The following is a 20,536-nucleotide window of genomic DNA, read 5'->3' as shown; positions in this document are numbered from 1 at the left end:
GATTTTCAAGGTGAATTTTAAAGGAGGAACCTCTAATGAGAGAAGCGGTTATTGTGGAAGCAGTCAGGACTCCAGTCGGGAAAAGAAAGGGAGTATTTAGTTCAGTTCGTCCGGATGATTTACTTGCAGGAGTTTTACGTAAACTTACCGAGAAAGCTGGTATTTCAAGTGGTCTGGTTGAAGATGTTATTATTGGTTGTGTTTCTCAGGTTGAAGAACAAGCCATAAACATTGCAAGATCAGCTGTACTGATGGCCGATTTCCCAATCCATGTACCTGCCACAACGATTGATCGTCAATGCGGCTCAAGTCAACAGGCGGTTCATTTTGCTGCACAGGCTATTTTAAGCGGTGATATGGATATTGTAATTGCAGGTGGAGTTGAAAGTATGACTCGAGTGCCAATGGGGTCAAATAGGTTACATGCAAAACCAAGTGAAGAACTGTCTTCGCGTTATGAATTAATTAACCAGGGGTTATCTGCAGAGAGAATTGCTGAAAAATGGGGATTTAGCCGAAATCAGCTAGATGAATTTTCAATTAGAAGTCATCAAAAGGCTATCCGGGCACAGGAGGAAGGACGTTTTGAACGAGAAATCATGCCAATAGAAGTAGTTAATGATGACGGGACTAAAACTATAGTCACTCAGGATGAGGGACCGCGTCGTGAATCCTCAATGGAGAAACTGGCCAAACTACCAACCGTCTTCAAAGAAAACGGAGTCATTCATGCGGGTAACGCGAGTCAAATGAGTGATGGTGCTGCAGCGCTTCTTATTATGTCAAAAGAGAAAGCGACCCAATTGGGATTAAAGCCGCGCTTTAAAATTATCTCCAGAACAGTAATAGGCTCTGACCCAACCTTAATGCTTACAGGTCCGATTGAGGCTACTAAAATGGTATTAAAAAAGAGCGGTTTAACCATTAATGATATGGATTTATATGAGGTAAATGAAGCATTCGCACCTGTTCCTTTATGCTGGATGGAGGAGTTTGGAGCTGACCCAGAAAAATTAAATGTTAATGGAGGAGCTATTGCACTTGGTCATCCATTAGGAGCTAGTGGCGCTCGCGTCATGATTACATTAATGCATGAATTAGAACGGATAGAGGGTAGGTATGGTTTACAGGCCATTTGTGAGGGAGCAGGAATGGCGAATGCTACTATTATTGAAAGAATAATAGAATAAAACATTGATTATTTGGAACAAAAGAAGGCATAAATCAGATTTATGCCTTCTACTCAATTCACTAATTTTTATTTTTAATGTTTTATCTGTATTAATCTAAGATTGTTAACCACATGGTTCGGATGTTTCATTCCCACCATTACTGAGCTAATGTTTTGCTCTCCCAAAATGGAGAGTAAATAATCGTCTGGAGTACATTCTCTATCAATTAATTTACCTAAGTTAAATGGAGGGCTGGTCACTGTAGTTAACCCAAATTCCTTCGCGGCATCTAAAACAGTATGAAATTTTTGATTTACTTGTTGATTTCGTCTTGTTTTGGCATAGTGAGTGATTTTGTTATAGGGGAATTGTAGAAATTTGAAATGATGATTTACTCCAACAACTTTTACTAAAGTTTGCATAACTTTCTCCAATGATACATACCCTTTCTCTTTAGGATTACATAATAATCCAACCCAGGATGCAAACCTGTAATAACGAATATTTCCCCTGGATACTTGTTCCTCATAAAATAAAAAAAGTGATTCAAGCTGATGATAAAAAGCTTCTTCTCCTAAAACCACCATTGAGAGTTCGGGATTATGTATATAATGGATGTCAATGGTATTTATTCTGAGATGCTTCTTACTTTGTTCGATTGCGAACTGATAATAGGAAGGAGCCAAAACGTGTCGCTGATTTCCTACGATATGTAAATCGGCTTCTTCAACTATTGCTGCATCTAGGAGTATTTTCTGTAAATAATCTTTAGGTACAAGCCCTGCATCATTATCTCCTGGGATAATTCCGGCTTTTGTAGAAATCACTATTTCCTCGCGATTTATTGTTCCATTATCAATTAAACGAGATAAAACTAAGCCGATGTCACGTTCTGATCTCATTCCTCGATAGTTAATTGCTGTATCTACAAAATTGATACCATTTTTCAATCCATATTCAATCGAAGTTCGATAAAGTCTAGAGTCTGTTTCATCCATACTGCCTAAATGTGTGCCAATGGCGATTGGAGAGACTGAAAAACAAGAAAGTTCTCTTTTTATAACTCCATGCCTATCTAAATATGCAGAAGTAGCTTTTGAAGTTGCAGAACCATTATTCATTAGAATCTCATCTTTATTCAACTTCCCAACCCCATCCTCAGAATATCTTTCTGCGTACTTATTTCTTTATCTTTGAGTAAGAATCCTTCCTAACATTTCAATTTAACCGATAATCCAGCTGAATTCTTATATAATTCAGCCGATTCACTCAATAATTCACCGATACTCCCCAACCTTGTAATAAATAATAGAAGACCCCCAAACCGAATGATTTGAGGATCTCTAATTATCAATTAATCTATCATTTTACTTCCAGTGACTAATGGTAGGTCAGGCTTGGAGGCCCATTCATTCATGGAGCCATCATACACCGCGACATTTTGCACACCTAATTTTTCTAGTATTAAAGCATTCCAGGTAGCAGCGATTCCGCCACCGCAATAGGTGATTACTTTTTTATTGGAATCAAATACACCGATATCCGCAAAGTTATCCTTCAATTCTTCATCAGAAAGAACATTTTTTGTTGTTGAATCAGTATGGCATCCGAAGAATACATTGGCACTGCCGGGTATATGGCCTTTTCTCAGATAACTGTTAGTTTCACCGCGAAAATCCTCTGGAGAGAGACTGTTGATTAGAATAACCGAATCATCATCTATAGATTTTAAAACCTCATCCATTGTAACTAATAAATGATCTCTTCTATAGCTTGTAAACGAAGCTTTTGGATAGGATGTCTGATCAGTAGTAACAGGACGACCTTCTTCAATCCATTTTGGCAAACCTCCATCCAAAATAGCAATATTGTCTAAGCCCTCATATTTAAGCTGCCATCTTAAACGAGATGCCCAATATGGAGCAAAAAATGGAGCCCCAACAACCGCTCCTCGGTCATAGATTACAGTGTAAGTATCCTGATCGCCGATTCCTAATTCTGAAACCTTTTCTATGAAATAATCTCTATCAGGAACAGTGAATGGTAAATCAGAAGCGGAATCAGATAGTTCATTTATTAAATCTGCATACACCGCCCCAGGTATATGTTCATGTTCATATGATTCCTTACCTGATGAGAGTGTGATACTGCCATTTTCTAAGGGTTTCATAAGAGTAGTTACGTCTATTAATCTTAATTTAGGGTCATCAAGTCGGCTTGATAACCATTCTGTAGAAACAATAATAGGAATTGTTTGCATGTATATTTCCTCCTATATAAGTTATTCTGTTAAATATATAATAATTTCTATGTAAATACTATGAATTAGCTTTTTATCTAACATCAGTGACAATTTAATTTAGATCCCAATAACTATCAGGAAAGTCTATAATTATTTGACACTGTTTATGAAAAATTGATATTTGATGCCTTTCTAAAACATTGATACGTAACATACTTATCTCAACGGGAGATTGTCTCATAAGCTGTCAAACAGGGAGTCTTTCCTTCATTTATCTTTCGTAAAAGTATCATTAAAGAAATACATATAAAATGCATTACGTTACAAATACTAGTCCGATAAATAGAATTCTGTACCTGAAAGTTTTTAGGTTTGATTAAGTAGTTTGATAATAAGCGATTCTAGGGTTCATTCGTTGTTTGGATAATCTTATATTGCGATGGTATGTATACTTCGAGAGAAAATATCCATCCACCGCAAGTGATTTACTTATAGTATCCGGTGGACAGATAGTTGACTTTTTACCGTCATATTAAGAGATTCGTGGTATTTACATATGTCTAGATAATTAATAATTAGCAACTATAAGCTAATATACTAGATGTAGGGAAAGAGGCAAAAGTAAAAGTAGGAAAAATGATTCCTGTAGTATTACCAAACGGACTTGCTGATAGGACCCACATTAATACATAACGACCATTATTTAAAAGCATAATTGTCCAGCGTCTATCACAGCCCACCCCAAAAGTTGTTCCAGTTCCTGAACCAACCCATGTACCTGATGTTAGAACCTCTTGGCCTTTTGACGGGTTTTGTAGAAGATATTGATACATATTAATCGTATTCTGTGAAGGTGGGGGTGTGCCCCCAGTTGGTGAACCACCTGTGCCGGGCATTCCAGTATTGGTATTCGGCCATCCTGTTGATGTTCCAGGCCATCCTGGAATAGGAAACGGAAGATTGGGAAGCCCGGGGATTTGTCGATCATAATATTCCATTAATATACACTCCTAATTCAATTTTTTATAGGCTAACGACAGTATATTATTTGGTTTGATTAAGGGTGTGGGCAATAATTCTTTAACATTAAATATACAATCATGGAATAGATTGTTTTGTTATAGTTGAATGTTTGCTTTTGATTGGATCGAGAATAAATGGAGTAATCGGTTAGTGTGTTAAACTAGAAGATATCAGTAGGTTTGTTATTATTCTTAAAAGAGCTTTTGTTAAAGATAAATGTTGTTTTTACATTGAGTAGAGTGATTCTTCCATAAATTAATAAATTGGATGACTGATAATGGTATGAAATATACTTGGCCAGTATGAGTCGATTAGGATATATATTTTGTTTATACTGAGGAATGGATGGAGGAAAAAGAATGAAAAAATTATTATCAATGCTTATTTTACCAATGACTATTTTTCTGACGAGTTGTTCGACAATAGAGGAAGTGTCAAATTCTTTAAATTATGTTACGGAGGCTACGGATTACATCGATGAAGTAAATCAATTTGCAAATGAATTACCAACTGTAGCAGAAGCAGCAATAAACGATTTAAATTCAAAAATTCAATTAGAAGAGTTATTAACAGAAATGCAAAATGAATTAGAAGAATTCAATATACTTGAAGCACCGGCTATGTTAGAGGATATCCATAATCAAGTGGTAGAGCATAATATGGAACTAGCAAGTGGTATTGAGTTGTATTTAGAAAATATAGAGGCAGGCACATTAAGTTCAGAATTACTTTCGGAAATTGGTTTATTGGAGGAAATCGCTGTTTATAATGATCTGTTAAGCCAAATTAAGAAATTAAGCGAATAAAATAATATTCTACTGAGGCGCTACAGGATTTAAAATCCTGTAGCCAGTTTTTTATTGTACTACTATCAGTCCGTTGATCCAGGAAGGATTTATGTTTTTTTGTTAAACCTCTTATGGAGATAAAGGGGCACGTTAATGAAAAAGGGTATAGATGATGGATTATCGAATATTTATATTAAATACTAATCTTTCTTAGGGGTGCTATGTTTGAGCAAACAAGATAAAATAGGGGAAATATCGATTATTTTAAAGAGGAAAATAGTAACGGCCGTTGTTAGTAGTTTAATATTTTCCCTTATCTTTTCAATACCAGCGGGTTTTGAAGGGGATTTATTTTATAATTTATATTATATGAATTTTATGATTGTTATTACCTACGGGGTTATGACATCCATATTTAGTGACTGGTTTAGCAGGAAGCTTTCAAAAAAAGGGGTAATTCGTGAAATTGCTTCCTTTTTATTTCATGTTGTTTTCGGATCAATGTTACAAGTTTTTGGTCTTATTTCTGCCATCTCATTCTTTATTGTTGACCGTTTATTAATAAGGGTGAAGATCGGGTGGATGTCAGTTTTTATTGCATTATTAATTGTAGTACTAGCTTTTCTATTTCTGATTAATCGGTAGCTAAAATAAGCGAAGCAAACTTAATGGTTATAGATTCTAATTATTTACTAGTAGCGTAGCTTTGATAAAATTAAAGGAACTGCGATCTGTACTGAAACCCCAGTTAGAGTCCAATCTAACTTCTTGGGTTCACATCAGATCGCAGTTTCTTTTGTTATGGTCTATTGGTTAGCTTAGTGATCATTATTTAAAATGATTAATAAGATTTTTCAAGATTGATTTATCGAAGGCAAATACTTCGGGATTTTTATGATAAAATATTTAAATATAATAACAATATTCAGAACTGTAATGATGGAGGCCTATTCTTTATGGAACAATATCAAATTGTATATAATACCTTAACTAAAATGAATATTCCATTTGAAGTAGTTGAACACCCTCCTGCTTGGACAACAGCTGAAGCAGACAAATATATTGATGGGAAAGAAGGGGTGCGCACTAAAACGCTCTTTCTTACCAACAAAAAAAAGAATGCGTTTTATTTAGTTATAATGGATGGAGCAAAGCGTCTTGATATGGATCATCTTGCTACTATTCTCAATGAAAAACGGATAAGCTTTGGTTCTTCCGAACGGTTAATGAAAAAAATGGGGTTATCTCCTGGTTTTGTTTCTATTTTTGGATTGCTAAACAATGATGAACACGACATAAAAGTCTATTTAGATAAAGAGATGCTCTCAGAAAGATTAATAACGTTCCACCCTAATGACAACACTAAAACTCTATTTATGTCTACAGAAGATATGTATAAATTTATAACTACAATCGGGTATGAGTACACGATAGTTGAACTTTAATAAAACCAACCAAATTTAGTGAATGATTAAACTTAAATAATCGAGTGTGTTTTAAATGCAAAAGCACTAAATAAAAAATTAACATAAATTTGGACTAGTAGGTTGAAGTCAAAAATGTAATCATGCGGTTTAGACGGTAGTGATAGTGAAGTTGGATCAATTAGAAGATATCGATTTAGTTTGAACTTGGACAGTACAGTCCATACGCCGATACAATAATATTTAGGCGGAGGAATATATGGAAGCGGTTAGGAAGGGAATGGACAACCCTCAATCCTGCATATGAAGCTATAGAGAAAGATAACTTTCACAGTACAAACTATGCTTCTATTTCATAAATCCATACTAATATCAACCCTACCTCCATCAACAAAAATGGAGGTTTTTTTATTGACAGTTAAAAAGTTGGTAAAGTATGGTCGTTTGGATAGATGCCGGTGCTGACACACTTACTGGCAAGAGGAAACAGATTTATCGAATTGGTTTTAAAACAAAACGTGAAGCGCTTAATTAAAAAGGCGAAGGTTCCATGCCACTTCATAATCTTAGGCATATTCATGCAAAGATTCTTATTAGGAGGCGAATCGGTTTATGGAATATTAATTTTACTAAAAATAGAAAAAAGGCTCAAACCCTTGATACCATTAGGTTTAAGCCTTCTTGTAAAGTGTGATCCCGACTGGGTTCGAACCAGCGACCCCCACCCTGTCAAGAAGAGGGTTAAATAAAGACCTGTCTGTTATCCCTGCGATAATTCATTCTTGACGGTCATGATTTCATCTTCGGTTGCAGGCTGTGCTGGTTTATAATAGCCTCTTTGCTTAGCCAGTAAATAGACTTGATATTGTCTTTGTTCATCTTGATTTCTCATATCTTGAACCTTTTGTCTTAATTCCTGATTTTCTGTCTGTGCAATAATAGACGCATAACCTGTAAGACTACTGTTTAATCCTGATAAATAATCATTAATCATTTCTTTTTCCTGCATGACAAATCCTCCTTTTATAAAAATTTCATTAGGTCTTCTTTATGATTTCTTGCGTCTTGAGCATCTTTTTGTAGCTGTTGTATGATTTCTGGGTCTGTACATTGCTGTGCATAATAATCAAGCTTAGTGGCTAGGGTGCCATGCGAGCCGATCATATGACGCAGGTTCTGAAGTTCTAATTCATTTAAGTTTGGCATATTATCACTCCTCAATAAAAATACACTCCTACTATCTGCTAAAACCACATAAAATATGCATTTCTAAAAGGTTGTTGATCTTATCAGTGAATCACTTCACTTTACTTTTACACGAACAAGTTATCCTACAAATATTGACACCATATTAAAATTGTGAATAATTAAAAATAGATAGCAATTAGCACTCGATATTCATGAGTGCTAATTGCCGGATATTCTTTCTTTACAGAACACGATGGAGGGGAAAAGACGAAAATGGAAAAACAGCAATTTAAAGCAGAATCCAAACGATTATTGGAAATGATGATTAACTCAATTTATTCTCAGCGCGAGGTGTTTTTGCGTGAACTTATTTCAAATGCCAGTGATGCGATTGATAAACTTTACTACAAGGCATTAACAGATGAGTCCTTAACATTTAATAAAGAAAGTTATTACATAAAAGTAAGTGCAGACAAAGAAAATAGAACCTTATCCATCTTGGATACTGGTATTGGGATGACCAAAGAAGAACTTGAAAATAACCTTGGTACGATAGCTAGAAGTGGATCTTTAGCTTTTAAAAGTGAAAATGAATCAAAAGATGGCCATGATATTATCGGACAATTCGGCGTTGGTTTTTATGCAGCGTTTATGGTAGCTGATAAAGTGACAGTAATCAGTAAAGCGCTTGATTCTGATACCGCGTATAAATGGGAATCAGAAGGTACGGAAGGATATACGATTGTTCCATGCGAAAAGGAAACAATCGGTACTGAAATCATTCTTACGATTAAAGAAAATTCAGAGGAAGAAGATTTCGATCAATATTTAGATGAATATAAATTAAAATCCATTATCAAGAAATATTCCGATTTCATTCGCTATCCAATCAAAATGGATACCGTAGAGAAGCACCTAATTGAGGGCAGCAAAGATGAATATGAAAATATTATTGAGGAACAAACCATCAATAGTATGGTTCCGATTTGGAAAAAGAATAAAAGTGAATTAACGGATGAAGATTATGAAAGCTTCTATCATGAAAAGCATTACGGCTTTGATAAGCCGCTTAAACACTTGCATATCAATGTAGACGGAACAATCCGTTATAATGCAATTCTTTACATCCCTGAGAATATTCCTTTCGATTATTACTCCAAGGAGTTTGAAAAAGGGCTGGAGCTGTATTCAAACGGTGTTCTGATCATGGAGAAATGTGCTGATTTACTTCCTGACCATTTCAGCTTTGTGAAAGGGATGGTCGATTCAGAGGATCTATCACTGAATATTTCAAGGGAAATGCTGCAGCATGACCGACAATTAAAGCTTATTGCAAAAAATATTTCGAAAAAAATTAAGAGTGAGCTTCAATCATTATTAAAAAATAACCGTGAGAAATACGATTCATTCTACAAATCCTTCGGCCGTCAAATTAAATTTGGCGTGTATAGTGATTTTGGAGCAAAAAAAGAAGCTTTACAGGATCTGCTAATGTTCTACTCTTCCAAAGAGAAGAAATTGGTGACTCTTGATGAGTATGTGTCGAGAATGCCAGAGGATCAAAAATACATTTATTATGCAACCGGTGATTCCTATGAAAGAATAGAAAAGCTTCCTCAAACAGAGCTTGTTCTAGATGAAGGGTATGAAATCCTGTACTTCACTGAAGATATTGATGAGTTCGCCGTTAAAATGATCATGAACTATAAAGAGAAAGAATTTAAATCTGTCTCCAGCGGAGATCTTGGTATTGATCGCAATTCTTCAGACAAGCAAACAGATGAACAAGAAGAAGAAAATACTGAGATATTCAATTATATGAAGGAATTACTTACAAACAAAGTGAAGGATGTCCGGGCTTCCAAACGTTTAAAAACACACCCTGTTTGTTTATCCGCTGATGGAGAAATCACGATTGAAATGGAAAAAATCTTGAATGCTATGCCTGATAATCAAAATGTGAAGGCAGATAAAGTATTGGAAATCAACACAAATCATGAAGTCTTCCAATCTTTAAAAGCAGCTTATGAACAGGATAAATCCAAGCTGGATTTATATACTGAGCTATTGTATAACCAGGCCTTATTAATAGAAGGACTGCCAATCAATGACCCAGTTGAGTTTACAAATAATATTTGTAAAGTAATGGTTTAATCATAACCTTAAAGCATCAGTCTACCCTAGGAGATGGGTAGACTGATGCTTTTATATATATAGCATCTTTTCCAGCTCTATTATATATAGGATATTAGAATAAATTTTTGTTCGTATAAGCACATTGTAGATGTGATGATACAGAAGGACAAGTAGAGGAAGGAGCGTATACAGCAGTTAAGATAACCATCGTATAAATATTCTCTGTACCATTCATTATAGAAGATTAGGCCTTTGCATTTTGGGTGATTTCCATCATTTTCATAATTGTAATTTTCTTTATACAGGAAGGTATGAATAATGCATTTTAATAATCCAAAGAAATTGTATCTAAAAGATAAAGTTAAACTACATAACAAATTCACTGGACTAATTTAATATCTACTGTAATAACTTTATGACTTTCCTCTATTCTATTGCTAGAAGAACTTGGTTTTTTTATTGTAGATATTGAAGGAATCTATTTACAAAAAAATGACAGCGCTTTCTTGTTGAGTGTAAATCACCAAAGGAGGAAAAGTCTTTATGAATAAGACTGCCCATATAATTTCTCATTCTCACTGGGACAGAGAGTGGTATTTACCTTTTGAAAAACATCGTTTTTACTTTATCAAACTCATGAATAGTATCATTGAGCAATTTAAGAAGGATGGTAATACATTTAAATCGTTTCATCTTGACGGCCAGACAATCCTTTTAGAGGACTATTTTGCAGTCCACCCTGAAAATTTTGAAATCGTAAAACAATTGATTGAAGATAAAAAACTTTATATTGGTCCTTGGTACGTGTTGCAGGATGCTTTCTTAACCAGTTCTGAAGCTAATATCAGGAACTTACAGATTGGTTTGTATGATACGGAAGTCTATGGCCATGCTTCAAAAATTGGTTATTTTCCGGATACATTTGGGATTTATGGACAGGCACCTCAAATTCTGAAACAGGCGGGCATTGATACAGCAGCATTTGGGCGTGGTGTTAAGCCTACTGGCTTTAATAATACAGTATCGGATACACCAAACTTTGAATCCCCTTATTCCGAGATTGTTTGGAAATCGCCAGACGGTTCTAGTGTTTTAGGTATTCTTTTTGCGAATTGGTATTCGAATGGGAATGAAATTCCAGTTGATGAGGAAGAAGCAAAGGTATTTTGGGATAAAAAAATCCAGGATGCAGAGAAATATGCCTCGACTAATCAATTATTATTCATGAACGGCTGCGACCATCAGCCATTGCAAAAAACAATACCGCAAGCAATTGAAACAGCCGGTGCTCTATATCCAGATTATACATTTAAACACTCCAGCTTTGCTGAATATATACAAGCATTAAAAGTCTCACTTCCCAATAACCTGCAAATCATTGAAGGTGAGCTTCGCAACCAGCGAACAGATGGCTGGTCTACCCTTGTCAACACGGCATCAAGCCGTATTTATTTAAAGCAATGGAATACGAGGTGTCAAATATTGCTGGAAAAAGTCGTGGAACCACTTGCAGCTATTAACCTTTTGGCCGGAGGGGATTACCCGAGAGAATATATCCGTTTTATGTGGAAAACACTGATGAAGAATCACCCACATGATAGCATTTGTGGCTGCAGTGTAGATGAAGTCCATCGTGAAATGGTCACACGTTTTGAAACAGTTTCGCAGATGGGAGATGTATTTGTTAAGGAACTTGCTGCTGAGATTGCTGAAAGAATTGATACATCTGAAACACCGGATGGCGGGATCCCACTCCTTGTAATTAATACAACCGGTTGGGAGAAAAATGAAGTAGTCATAAAAGAAATCGATCTGGATAAAATATTTTTTTCTCAAATGGATTTTAAAGAAATACCAAATTATCTTAAGGAAAGAGAATTACCTTATTATAAACTCGTAGATAATCAAGGAAAGGCAATAGATTATTACCTTGAAAAACCTGTTATTGAATTTGGATATGATTTACCAGACGATCAATTTCGACAGCCGTTTTTTGCTAAACGGGCTAAGCTATCATTCTTCGCTGAAGGAATTCCTTCATTTGGCTATAAAACGTTCTACCTTTTACCAGAAAAGGTTCCAGCACATCTAGCTGAAACAAGAGAAACTGAGAATGATAGATTTGAAATGGAAAATGAGTATGTTCATTTACATTTTCATGGAGATGGAAGTTTTGATTTAATGAATAAACTAACGGAAGAAGTATTTCATCATCTTGGTATATATGAAGACACTGGTGATATTGGAAACGAATATATGTTTAAGGAAACAGAGGGGCATGCCTCCATCAATACAAAGGGGATAGCAGCCGAATTTTCATGGTTGGAACAAAGTAAACTCAAAACTGTACTCCAGTATACTCATACGTTATCAATTCCAGCATGTGCGGATGAGCGATTAGCCTTAGAAAGGAACCAATTAGTTTGGCATAAAGAACGGGAGGCAGGTAGATCTGATGAAATGACAACAATTACTTTACGAACTGTTGTCACACTGGCAAAAGGAATGAAAGGTCCGGTTTTTACGCTGACCATTGATAATCAAGCAACAGACCATCGTCTCCGTGTGCTTTTCCCAACTGGTTTAAAGACAGAAACTCACAAAGCAGATAGTATATTTGAAATTGTTACTCGTCCCAATAAACCAGAAAAAGAATGGGATAATCCTAGCTTTTGTCACCATCAGCAGCGATTTAGCAGTATAGCAGATGAGCAAATGGGCTTAACCGTGGCAACCCATGGTCTTCAAGAATATGAAATCCTGCCAGAAGACGGTACGATCGCAATTACTGTTCTCCGTTCGGTAGCTGAGCTCGGAGACTGGGGATATTTTTCGACACCTGAAGCACAATGCTTAGGAATCCAGACAGCAGAGTGGCAAGTACTGTCACATGAAAAAGATGTGATTAAATCACAAGCTTTTGTTGATGCTTACCAATTTAAAGTACCTCTTGTTATTGTTCAACCAACTATACATAAAGGTTCAAGGCCACCAATACATCAATTTGTACAATCTGAAGACAAGGGACTAGCATGGTCCTCTATGAAAGTAGCGGAAGATCGTGATGATATCATGATTCGCTGGTTTAATCCTGGTGAAAAGAATGCGATACTAAAAGCATCTATCAAAGATTATCAATCGTACAAGAGTAATATCTTGGAAGATTCAACAACTTTGACAGAAAATCAATATGAAGCAGGAAATGCAGAAATCATTACACTTGGATTTAAAAGAAAAGGATAGGGTGTGAATTGATGATAACTATTCCTAAATCAATGCAGAGACTTATCAAACATGTAAATGACTTTTTTCCGGAAGACGCAAAATTACAAAGAATGTTTGAGCAATGTTTTGTTAATACGTTTACAACGACTTTAAAAAAACAGGAAGATGGCAAAACCTTCGTAATTACCGGTGATATTCCGGCAATGTGGCTCCGCGATTCAGCTGCACAAGTAAGGCCCTATTTACTGGCAGCAGAAGAAGATGAAGAATTAGCGGATTTAATCGAAGGAGTAATTCGCCAACAGTTTTCTTTTATACTTCATGATCCGTATGCTAATGCTTTTAATGAAAGTGCCAACGGCAAAGGTTATCAAACCGACATAACAACGATGACCCCACATATTTGGGAACGAAAATATGAAATTGATTCTTTGTGCTATCCAATCCAACTGGCTTACCTATTTTGGAAGTCTACAGGACGTACTGCGTTTTTACAAGAATCGTTCCAGGATGTTATGAAAACAATTCTTCATGTATGGAGAACGGAGCAGGATCATGAAAATCATTCACCATACCGGTTTGAACGTGCAGAAGTTCGTCAGTCCGACACATTAATACGTCATGGAAAAGGAGGACATGTTGTACCGACCGGAATGACATGGAGTGCCTTCCGTCCAAGTGATGACGCTTGTACTTACGGGTATTTAGTGCCCTCTAATATGTTTGCAGTGGTAGTACTTGAATATGCAGCTGAAATCAGCAATCAAGTATTGAACCTACCAATATTAAGCAAAGAATGTCTGAATCTTCGCAATGAAATAAAACAAGGAATCGAAACTTTTGCCAAGTTCTCTCACCCAATTAACGGTGACATGTATGTATATGAAACGGATGGTGAGGGCAGGGTCAATTTAATGGATGATGCGAATGTTCCAAGCCTGCTGGCTGCTCCTTATTTAGGATACATGCCATATGAAGATCAAGTATATGCGAATACACGCCAATTTATATTAAGTAGGGATAATCCATATTATTATGAAGGGAAATTTGCAAATGGAATCGGAAGTCCACATACACCTGATCATTATATCTGGCATATTGCACTTGCAATTCAAGGAATGACGACAACGGTTGAAGCCGAAAAACAAATGATTTTAGACTATTTTAAAACAACTGATGGCGGAACGGCGTATATGCATGAGGGCTTTAACGCCGATTGCCCAGAAGAATTTACAAGAGATTGGTTTGCTTGGGCTAACACAATGTTTAGTGAATTTGTATTAAGTTTAACGGGGAAAGCGGTAAAAGGAAGCCCGCTTTATCATCAGTTGATTAAAAATCAATAAGTATCTTGGGGAAGAATTTTCATTTGAGGGGATGAAGCAATGAAAAAAGTGCCATGGATCATTGGTGTTTGTGAGTGGATTTGGAGAGTAATTTTAGTCAATTGGTGTTGGTTTGCGTTTACTATCCTTGGATTAGGCATATTCGGATTTTTCCCTGCGTCTGTGGCTTTATTTACGATATTAAGAAAATGGATTAGAAACGAAACGGATGTACCTGTTTTAAAAACATTTAAGCAGATTTATTTTCAAGAATGGAGAAGAAGTAATGTAAATGGCTTGATTTTCTATGGCATCGGACTTTTCCTATTTATTGATATTCGAATAGTTGACCAAGTAATGACAGGGTTTTTGGCTAGTTTTCTTTCTATCTTCTTATATATTCTTGTATGCGTGTTATTACTGGCGATTGGCTACTTTTTTGCAATCTATGCTCATTATGAACTACCAAATAGGGGATACATTAAACAGTCATTTCTGTTTGCGGCGACCAGCATGCCTTCTACTATACTCATTTTGATTGGCCTTATCCTGATTGGCTATATGATTAATGAGTATCCAGGTCTTATTCTATTTGTGTCTGCAGTAGCGCCTGCCTTTTGGATGATGAGAATCTGTCTTAGCCGATTTACAGCTTTAGACAGTCAAGTAAGTAGCAATAAAGGTTACTAAAACAATCTTTAAGGAGGAGTTTATTTTGAAATTGCATATTAAGGGAGAGGTAAATTCAGTACAAAATGGTATAGAGATTCTGTCTAAGCATCTAAATATAGAGCTTTCCACGGAAGGGCATCCCATTCAGGTGAAAAATGAAAGTGGACAGCTTAGGATTGCTAATCAAAACGGTAGCGGAGAAATCAGCTATGACCAGCCAGTACATTTTTTTCGTGCTTTAGGTTTGTGGATTGAGAATTATCAGAAAAACCATGAATTTGATATATCAGAAGACCCGAATTTTGAAATGAGTGGTGTAATGCTTGATGCCTCAAGGAATGCTGTCCCAACTGTTACTGAATTGGAAAAGCTGCTGCAAAAAATGGCAATTATGGGACTTAACACATTGATGCTTTACACAGAGGACACTTATGAAGTTAAGGAGCATCCTTATTTTGGTTATATGCGAGGACGATACACAATTGAAGAGCTAAAATCATGTGATAATTATGCCAATAAACTTGGAATTGAAATGATTCCATGTATCCAAACATTAGGGCATTTACGGGAAGCGCTGAAGTGGAACTATGCATCTGAATTTAGAGATACCGATGATATCCTATTGGTGGATGAGCCGAAGACTTATGAATTTTTGGAGAACTGTATCAAAGCTGTTTCAGAAGCTTTCAATACGAAACGTATTCATATTGGAATGGATGAAACTTTCCAGTTAGGGCTTGGGAGGTATTTAGAAAACCATGGTTATGTGAATCATATCGAAATTATGAACCGCCACATACAAAAGGTTGTGGCAATTACCGAAAAATATGGCTATAAACCAATGATATGGAGTGATATGTATTTCCCTCTATTCTCCAAGGATAGTAAATACCATGATGAAAAAGGTCATATTAGCGAAGAAATTTTAGCTGGAATTCCGGATGTAGACCTTGTCTATTGGAATTATTATCGTAAAGAGCAGGAGGTATATGAAGAATATATCCAACATCATAAAGATCTAGGTCGCCTACCAATTTTCGCTGGCGGTGCATGGACATGGAATGGAATTGCTCCGAATTATGGAAAAGCAATTGCTACTACTGAAGCAGCTATGGCAGCTTGTAAAAAAGAAGGAGTTAAAGAAGTCTTTGTTACACTCTGGGGTGATAACGGGGCAGAGACACCTTTCTCAACAGCATATCCGATTCTTCAATTATTTGCTGAACATACCTATCACCAAGTAGTAACGAATGAACAAGTCGGCGACCGCTTTGCATTTTGCTGTCAAGGACACTTTGAGGATTTTATGATTTTGAAACACTTGGATGAAACGCCAGGAGTCATGGAGAATAATATGAACACATCCATGACTTCGAAGATATTATTATATCAAGATATTTTAATCGGTCTCTATGATGAAAATGTTCGAGATTTAGGGCTTGGCGAACATTATAATAAACTAGCTTCTGAGATTGAAAAGGCTAAACTTCATAATCCTGATTGGGAGCATTTATTCGACTTTTATGGGCAGCTGGCTAGAGTGTTGAGTGTGAAGGCAGAAATAGGCCTTCAGTTAAAGGAGCTTTATGACAAAAAGGATGTTGAACAGATCCGTTCATTCTTGCCTAAACTCGATTGGATTCAAACTAACGTGGACCTGCTCCGTCAAAAACATCGTGATATTTGGTTTACAGCCTATAAACCATTCGGTTGGGAAGTTATTGATATCCGCTATGGGGGTGTTATTACAAGAATTGACACCATAAAATATCGTCTCAATGAGTGGCTTGATGGAAGAATTGATCAAATTAATGAATTAGATGAAAAACGACTGCTTCACGATGGACCTTGGGAGATTGTAGATGGATTAGTAGGTGGGAATATATATCATCGAATTGTCACTGCTGGTAATTTTTCAATCTAAAACATAGGAGTGAAAACATGTTTTTAACCGAAAGAAAGTTTGAAGCACGTATTCATGAACTAGGGGAGTATCGTTACCGTGACTGCTATGATATTCCTCAATTTAACACCTGTAGTGACAATGGTAGGATTGGTGCCTTTCCACCATTGAAATACGATGAACATCATCAAATGAAGTTAGGCGACTATTGGAAGGGACGAGATAATTACATGTGGATACATGCTAATATCGATAGCCACCTCCCATATAATGATAAACAAATTGTCGGACTATTTTCTTTTGGTAAGACAGGCGGAGGAAATAACTCTGGTTTTGAGTCCTTATTATTTATTAATGGAAAGCCCGTACAAGGAGTAGATTCCAATCATGAAGAAGTTCTATTCGACCAAGAAACGTCGCAAGGATCCATACGATTAGATTTTCGATTATGGTCCGGCTTTGAAGGCGGAGGCCCTCCTGTTGAAAATGAATTTAAACTCCAAATCGCGAAGATTGGCTGGCTGGATACTCATATTGATGATTTATACTATACCCTTTTAGCTGCTTATGAGGTATTAAAAGAAAGCATGGAAGCAGATTCTCATTATTCGTTTTTAAAGAAAATGATTCAGGACGCTTTATTCCGAATTAATTGGACTGAACCAGGAAGCCTTGAATTCTATGAATCATGTTATAAAGCGGAGACCAATATAAAAGAAACTCTTAGATCAGTGGATAAAAATTCAGATATTACGATACATGCAGTCGGCCATACACATATCGACGTTGCCTGGCTTTGGCGGTTACGGAATACGAGGGAGAAAGCAGCCCGATCCTTTTCAACGGTACTAAATCTAATGAATCGGTTTCCAGAATATCACTTCTTGCAAACACAACCGCAGCTCTATGATTATATTAAAGCTGACTATCCTGAAATATACGAGCAAATAAAAGAGAGAATTGCAGAAGGTCATTGGGAAGCAGGAGGAGCGATGTGGCTGGAAGCTGACTGTAATATCCCCAGTGGTGAGTCCCTTGTCCGTCAAATTCTTTTTGGGAAGAATTTTTTTAAGGAAGAGTTCGGCATCGATTGTGACTTTCTCTGGTTACCGGATGTGTTTGGGTATAGCTGGGCGTTGCCGCAGATATTAAAAAAATCTGGAATCAAAACGATGATGACCACTAAGATTAGTTGGAATCAGTATAACCGTATGCCGCATGATACATTTTATTGGAAGGGGATTGATGGGTCAGAGATATTAACTCATTTTATCACTACACCTGAACCTTGGAACGAGCAGGACTCGTGGTTCTATACATATAACGGCTACATTACAGCGAAAACAGTAAAAGGGATTTGGGATGCTTACCGCGATAAGGATTTATCCAAGGACCTTCTACTATCATACGGGTACGGTGACGGTGGGGGTGGCGTTAATCGCCATATGCTTGAAATGCGCCGCAGATTCGATCAGCTGCCGGGAATGCCGAATGTGAAAACATCCGGGGCAGGAGAATTTTTTGAAAAACTGCACGAAAATGTAGAAAAGTCCGATGGTTATATCCATAAATGGGACGGCGAACTATATCTTGAATATCACCGTGGAACCTATACTAGCCAAGCATTTATGAAAAAGATGAACCGTCAACTGGAGCTCTTATACCGAAGGGCAGAATTCCTATCCTCTTGGTTATCTGACAAGGGAGAATGGCTAGGATTTGACCGACTTAAGGATGGTTGGAAGATTATATTAAGAAATCAATTTCATGATATCATCCCTGGCTCCTCGATACATGAAGTATATGAAGATGCGATGGAAGAATACGCTGAAGCACTACAGATTGTTCAACAAGTGGAAGCAAACATTATTAGTAAGAACGTTGAAGAGAAGGGACAGTCTGCGATTTTATTTAATGCTACTCATTGTAAGGATAAAAGGAATGTATTCGTGTCTCAATTCGCACAATTTAACGCTGGGGTTTGGACAGATAGAGAAGGACATGAGTTAAACCATCAAAAGAGTGAGAATGGGTGGTTAATTGAAGTGAAAAACCTACCTTCTTTTGGTGTAGCTGTCTTAAATTTTGAGCCGGATGAAATAATTCCAGCAGCTTCTAATTTTATTTATCATAATAGAAAATTAGAAACGGCATTCTACCAAGTTGAATGGAATGAGTATGGTCAGATGATCAAAATTTACGATAAAGAAACAAATCGTAATATTTTAGCAGATGGTCAAAATGGAAATGTGTTGCAAATCTTTGAAGATAAGCCTCTTGCACACGATGCTTGGGATATTGATCTATTCTATCAAGAAAAAATGGAAGAAATTCGTGATATTAGTACATTTAAAGTGGAGGAAAATGGTGAGCTTTTCTTTAGCCTTCTTGTTACTTGGAAGTATCATCATTCGTCCATTACTCAACGAATCAGATTTTATCATAATGATCGACGGATTGATTTTATAACTGATGTTGATTGGCATGAAAAAAGGAAGTTGCTCAAAGCATCGTTCTCTGTTGATATTCGGTCTACAGAAGCTACTTATGATATTCAATATGGTAATGTAAAGCGTCCTACGCATTGGAATACCAGTTGGGATATGGCAAGGTTTGAAACTGTCGGTCATCAGTGGGCCGACCTATCAGAACCAGATTTTGGAGTCAGTTTGCTAAATGATTCAAAATACGGGTATGACATCAAGGAGAACGTGATGCGTTTAACTTTATTAAAATCGGCAATTCATCCAGATCCTCAAGCTGATCAGGGGCAACATTCCTTTACTTATTCTCTTTATCCGCATATAGGAGATTGGAGAATAGCGAAAACAGTGGAAAAAGCTTGGGATTTAAATGCACCGGTTTTATCTACAGAAGGAAAATGGACGAGAGAGGAATCTTTCTTAGAAACTGATTCGGACCATATTTGGATAGATGCTATTAAGCCTGCTCACGATGGAAAAGGGATTATCGTTCGGATTCATGAATATGAGGGGCGCAGGGGTACGGTATCATTGAATTTCCACACAGATAACTCATCATGGATTGAGACGAATTTAATGGAAGAACCTATCGGTACAGAATCATCTGCACCGATTAAGATGGAAATTTGGCCTTATGAAATAAAAACAATCAGAATAACATAATCAGAAAAATGAACGGTTTGATCATTCTTTCCGTTCATTTTTGTATTTATAAAGCCAATTCGCTTTTACTATTTGGCTTAAGCAACTACATCAATAACTTCAAGTTTTAGGTAAACTTACATTGTTTAAAAATTTATTAAATTACGTAAAAGTTGTTTAGTAAATAAAAAAAAGTAAAATAGCATGAAAATTACTATCTTAAAATTATGCCTCGTTAACCTAGTTGTAGGTTAAGCCTTAAAAATTACTGGAAGATATTGTTTTATGTCTTTTAGTGATTTATCTTTTAATC

16 protein-coding genes are annotated in these 20,536 nt (G+C 36.4%); 11 read left to right on the top strand and 5 right to left on the bottom strand.

The window, feature by feature from the left end; translation table 11 throughout:
* The first annotated feature begins 35 nt into the window (after positions 1–35).
* Positions 36–1,190 carry a thiolase family protein gene (locus AC4G3N_RS00795; protein ID WP_066103680.1) on the top strand — a complete coding sequence of 385 codons (1,155 nt, stop codon included), beginning with the start codon at positions 36–38 and terminating at the stop codon, positions 1,188–1,190.
* 74 nt (positions 1,191–1,264) lie between these two features.
* On the opposite strand, the gene AC4G3N_RS00790 is transcribed toward AC4G3N_RS00795, so the two are convergent.
* The 3 genes from AC4G3N_RS00790 to AC4G3N_RS00780 all read right to left on the bottom strand — a co-directional run bounded on the left by AC4G3N_RS00790 (position 1,265) and on the right by AC4G3N_RS00780 (position 4,412).
* Positions 1,265–2,314: an aldo/keto reductase gene (locus AC4G3N_RS00790; protein ID WP_491089554.1), complete on the bottom strand. Its 1,050-nt coding sequence runs from the start codon at positions 2,312–2,314 to the stop codon at positions 1,265–1,267.
* Between the two features lie 212 nt (positions 2,315–2,526).
* A complete protein-coding gene (locus AC4G3N_RS00785; RefSeq protein ID WP_066103684.1) occupies positions 2,527–3,432 on the bottom strand; it encodes a sulfurtransferase in 906 nt (301 codons plus the stop codon).
* Positions 3,433–3,989: 557 nt separating this feature from the next.
* Entirely contained in the window at positions 3,990–4,412 is a 423-nt protein-coding gene (locus AC4G3N_RS00780; protein ID WP_066103686.1) for a hypothetical protein, read from the bottom strand.
* A gap of 384 nt (positions 4,413–4,796) precedes the next feature.
* Between AC4G3N_RS00780 and AC4G3N_RS00775 the strand changes: the two genes are divergently transcribed.
* The 4 genes from AC4G3N_RS00775 (at position 4,797) to AC4G3N_RS00760 (ending at position 7,184) form a co-directional block, all read left to right on the top strand.
* Positions 4,797–5,243 (top strand): DUF6376 family protein, encoded by a 447-nt coding sequence (locus AC4G3N_RS00775; RefSeq protein ID WP_066103687.1) that lies wholly within the window; start codon positions 4,797–4,799, stop codon positions 5,241–5,243.
* A gap of 207 nt (positions 5,244–5,450) precedes the next feature.
* A complete protein-coding gene (locus tag AC4G3N_RS00770) occupies positions 5,451–5,870 on the top strand; it encodes a hypothetical protein (protein WP_066103690.1) in 420 nt (139 codons plus the stop codon).
* Positions 5,871–6,181: 311 nt separating this feature from the next.
* On the top strand, positions 6,182–6,670 hold the full coding sequence (locus AC4G3N_RS00765) for a prolyl-tRNA synthetase associated domain-containing protein (protein WP_491089553.1): 489 nt from the start codon (positions 6,182–6,184) through the stop codon (positions 6,668–6,670).
* A gap of 415 nt (positions 6,671–7,085) precedes the next feature.
* Positions 7,086–7,184, top strand: a complete 99-nt coding sequence (locus AC4G3N_RS00760) for an Arm DNA-binding domain-containing protein (protein WP_139891899.1) — start codon at positions 7,086–7,088, stop codon at positions 7,182–7,184.
* 225 nt (positions 7,185–7,409) lie between these two features.
* On the opposite strand, the gene AC4G3N_RS00755 is transcribed toward AC4G3N_RS00760, so the two are convergent.
* Together AC4G3N_RS00755 and AC4G3N_RS00750 are read right to left on the bottom strand one after the other, a co-directional pair.
* The gene (locus tag AC4G3N_RS00755) at positions 7,410–7,658 is read right to left on the bottom strand and encodes a spore coat protein (protein WP_066103694.1); all 249 of its coding nucleotides are present in this window, start codon (positions 7,656–7,658) and stop codon (positions 7,410–7,412) included.
* Positions 7,659–7,672: 14 nt separating this feature from the next.
* The gene (locus AC4G3N_RS00750) at positions 7,673–7,855 is read right to left on the bottom strand and encodes a hypothetical protein (protein WP_066103696.1); all 183 of its coding nucleotides are present in this window, start codon (positions 7,853–7,855) and stop codon (positions 7,673–7,675) included.
* 255 nt (positions 7,856–8,110) lie between these two features.
* On the opposite strand from AC4G3N_RS00750, the gene htpG reads away from it, so the two are divergent.
* The 6 genes from htpG (at position 8,111) to AC4G3N_RS00720 (ending at position 20,244) form a co-directional block, all read left to right on the top strand.
* Entirely contained in the window at positions 8,111–9,991 is a 1,881-nt protein-coding gene (htpG, locus tag AC4G3N_RS00745; RefSeq protein WP_491089552.1) for a molecular chaperone HtpG, read from the top strand.
* A 525-nt stretch (positions 9,992–10,516) separates the two neighbouring features.
* Complete coding sequence (locus tag AC4G3N_RS00740; RefSeq protein ID WP_491089551.1) at positions 10,517–13,216, top strand: alpha-mannosidase; 2,700 nt, start codon at positions 10,517–10,519, stop codon at positions 13,214–13,216.
* A gap of 11 nt (positions 13,217–13,227) precedes the next feature.
* Entirely contained in the window at positions 13,228–14,544 is a 1,317-nt protein-coding gene (locus AC4G3N_RS00735; RefSeq protein ID WP_491089550.1) for a glycoside hydrolase family 125 protein, read from the top strand.
* A gap of 39 nt (positions 14,545–14,583) precedes the next feature.
* Positions 14,584–15,213, top strand: a complete 630-nt coding sequence (locus tag AC4G3N_RS00730) for a YesL family protein (RefSeq protein ID WP_491089549.1) — start codon at positions 14,584–14,586, stop codon at positions 15,211–15,213.
* A 25-nt stretch (positions 15,214–15,238) separates the two neighbouring features.
* Entirely contained in the window at positions 15,239–17,119 is a 1,881-nt protein-coding gene (locus AC4G3N_RS00725) for a beta-N-acetylhexosaminidase (RefSeq protein ID WP_491089548.1), read from the top strand.
* Positions 17,120–17,136: 17 nt separating this feature from the next.
* Positions 17,137–20,244 (top strand): alpha-mannosidase, encoded by a 3,108-nt coding sequence (locus AC4G3N_RS00720; RefSeq protein ID WP_491089547.1) that lies wholly within the window; start codon positions 17,137–17,139, stop codon positions 20,242–20,244.
* Positions 20,245–20,536 lie beyond the last annotated feature (292 nt).

Source organism: Bacillus sp. z50, assembly GCF_058313585.1.
Note: the sequence above shows the minus strand (reverse complement) of the source record. Positions and strands in the feature narration are given on the sequence as shown.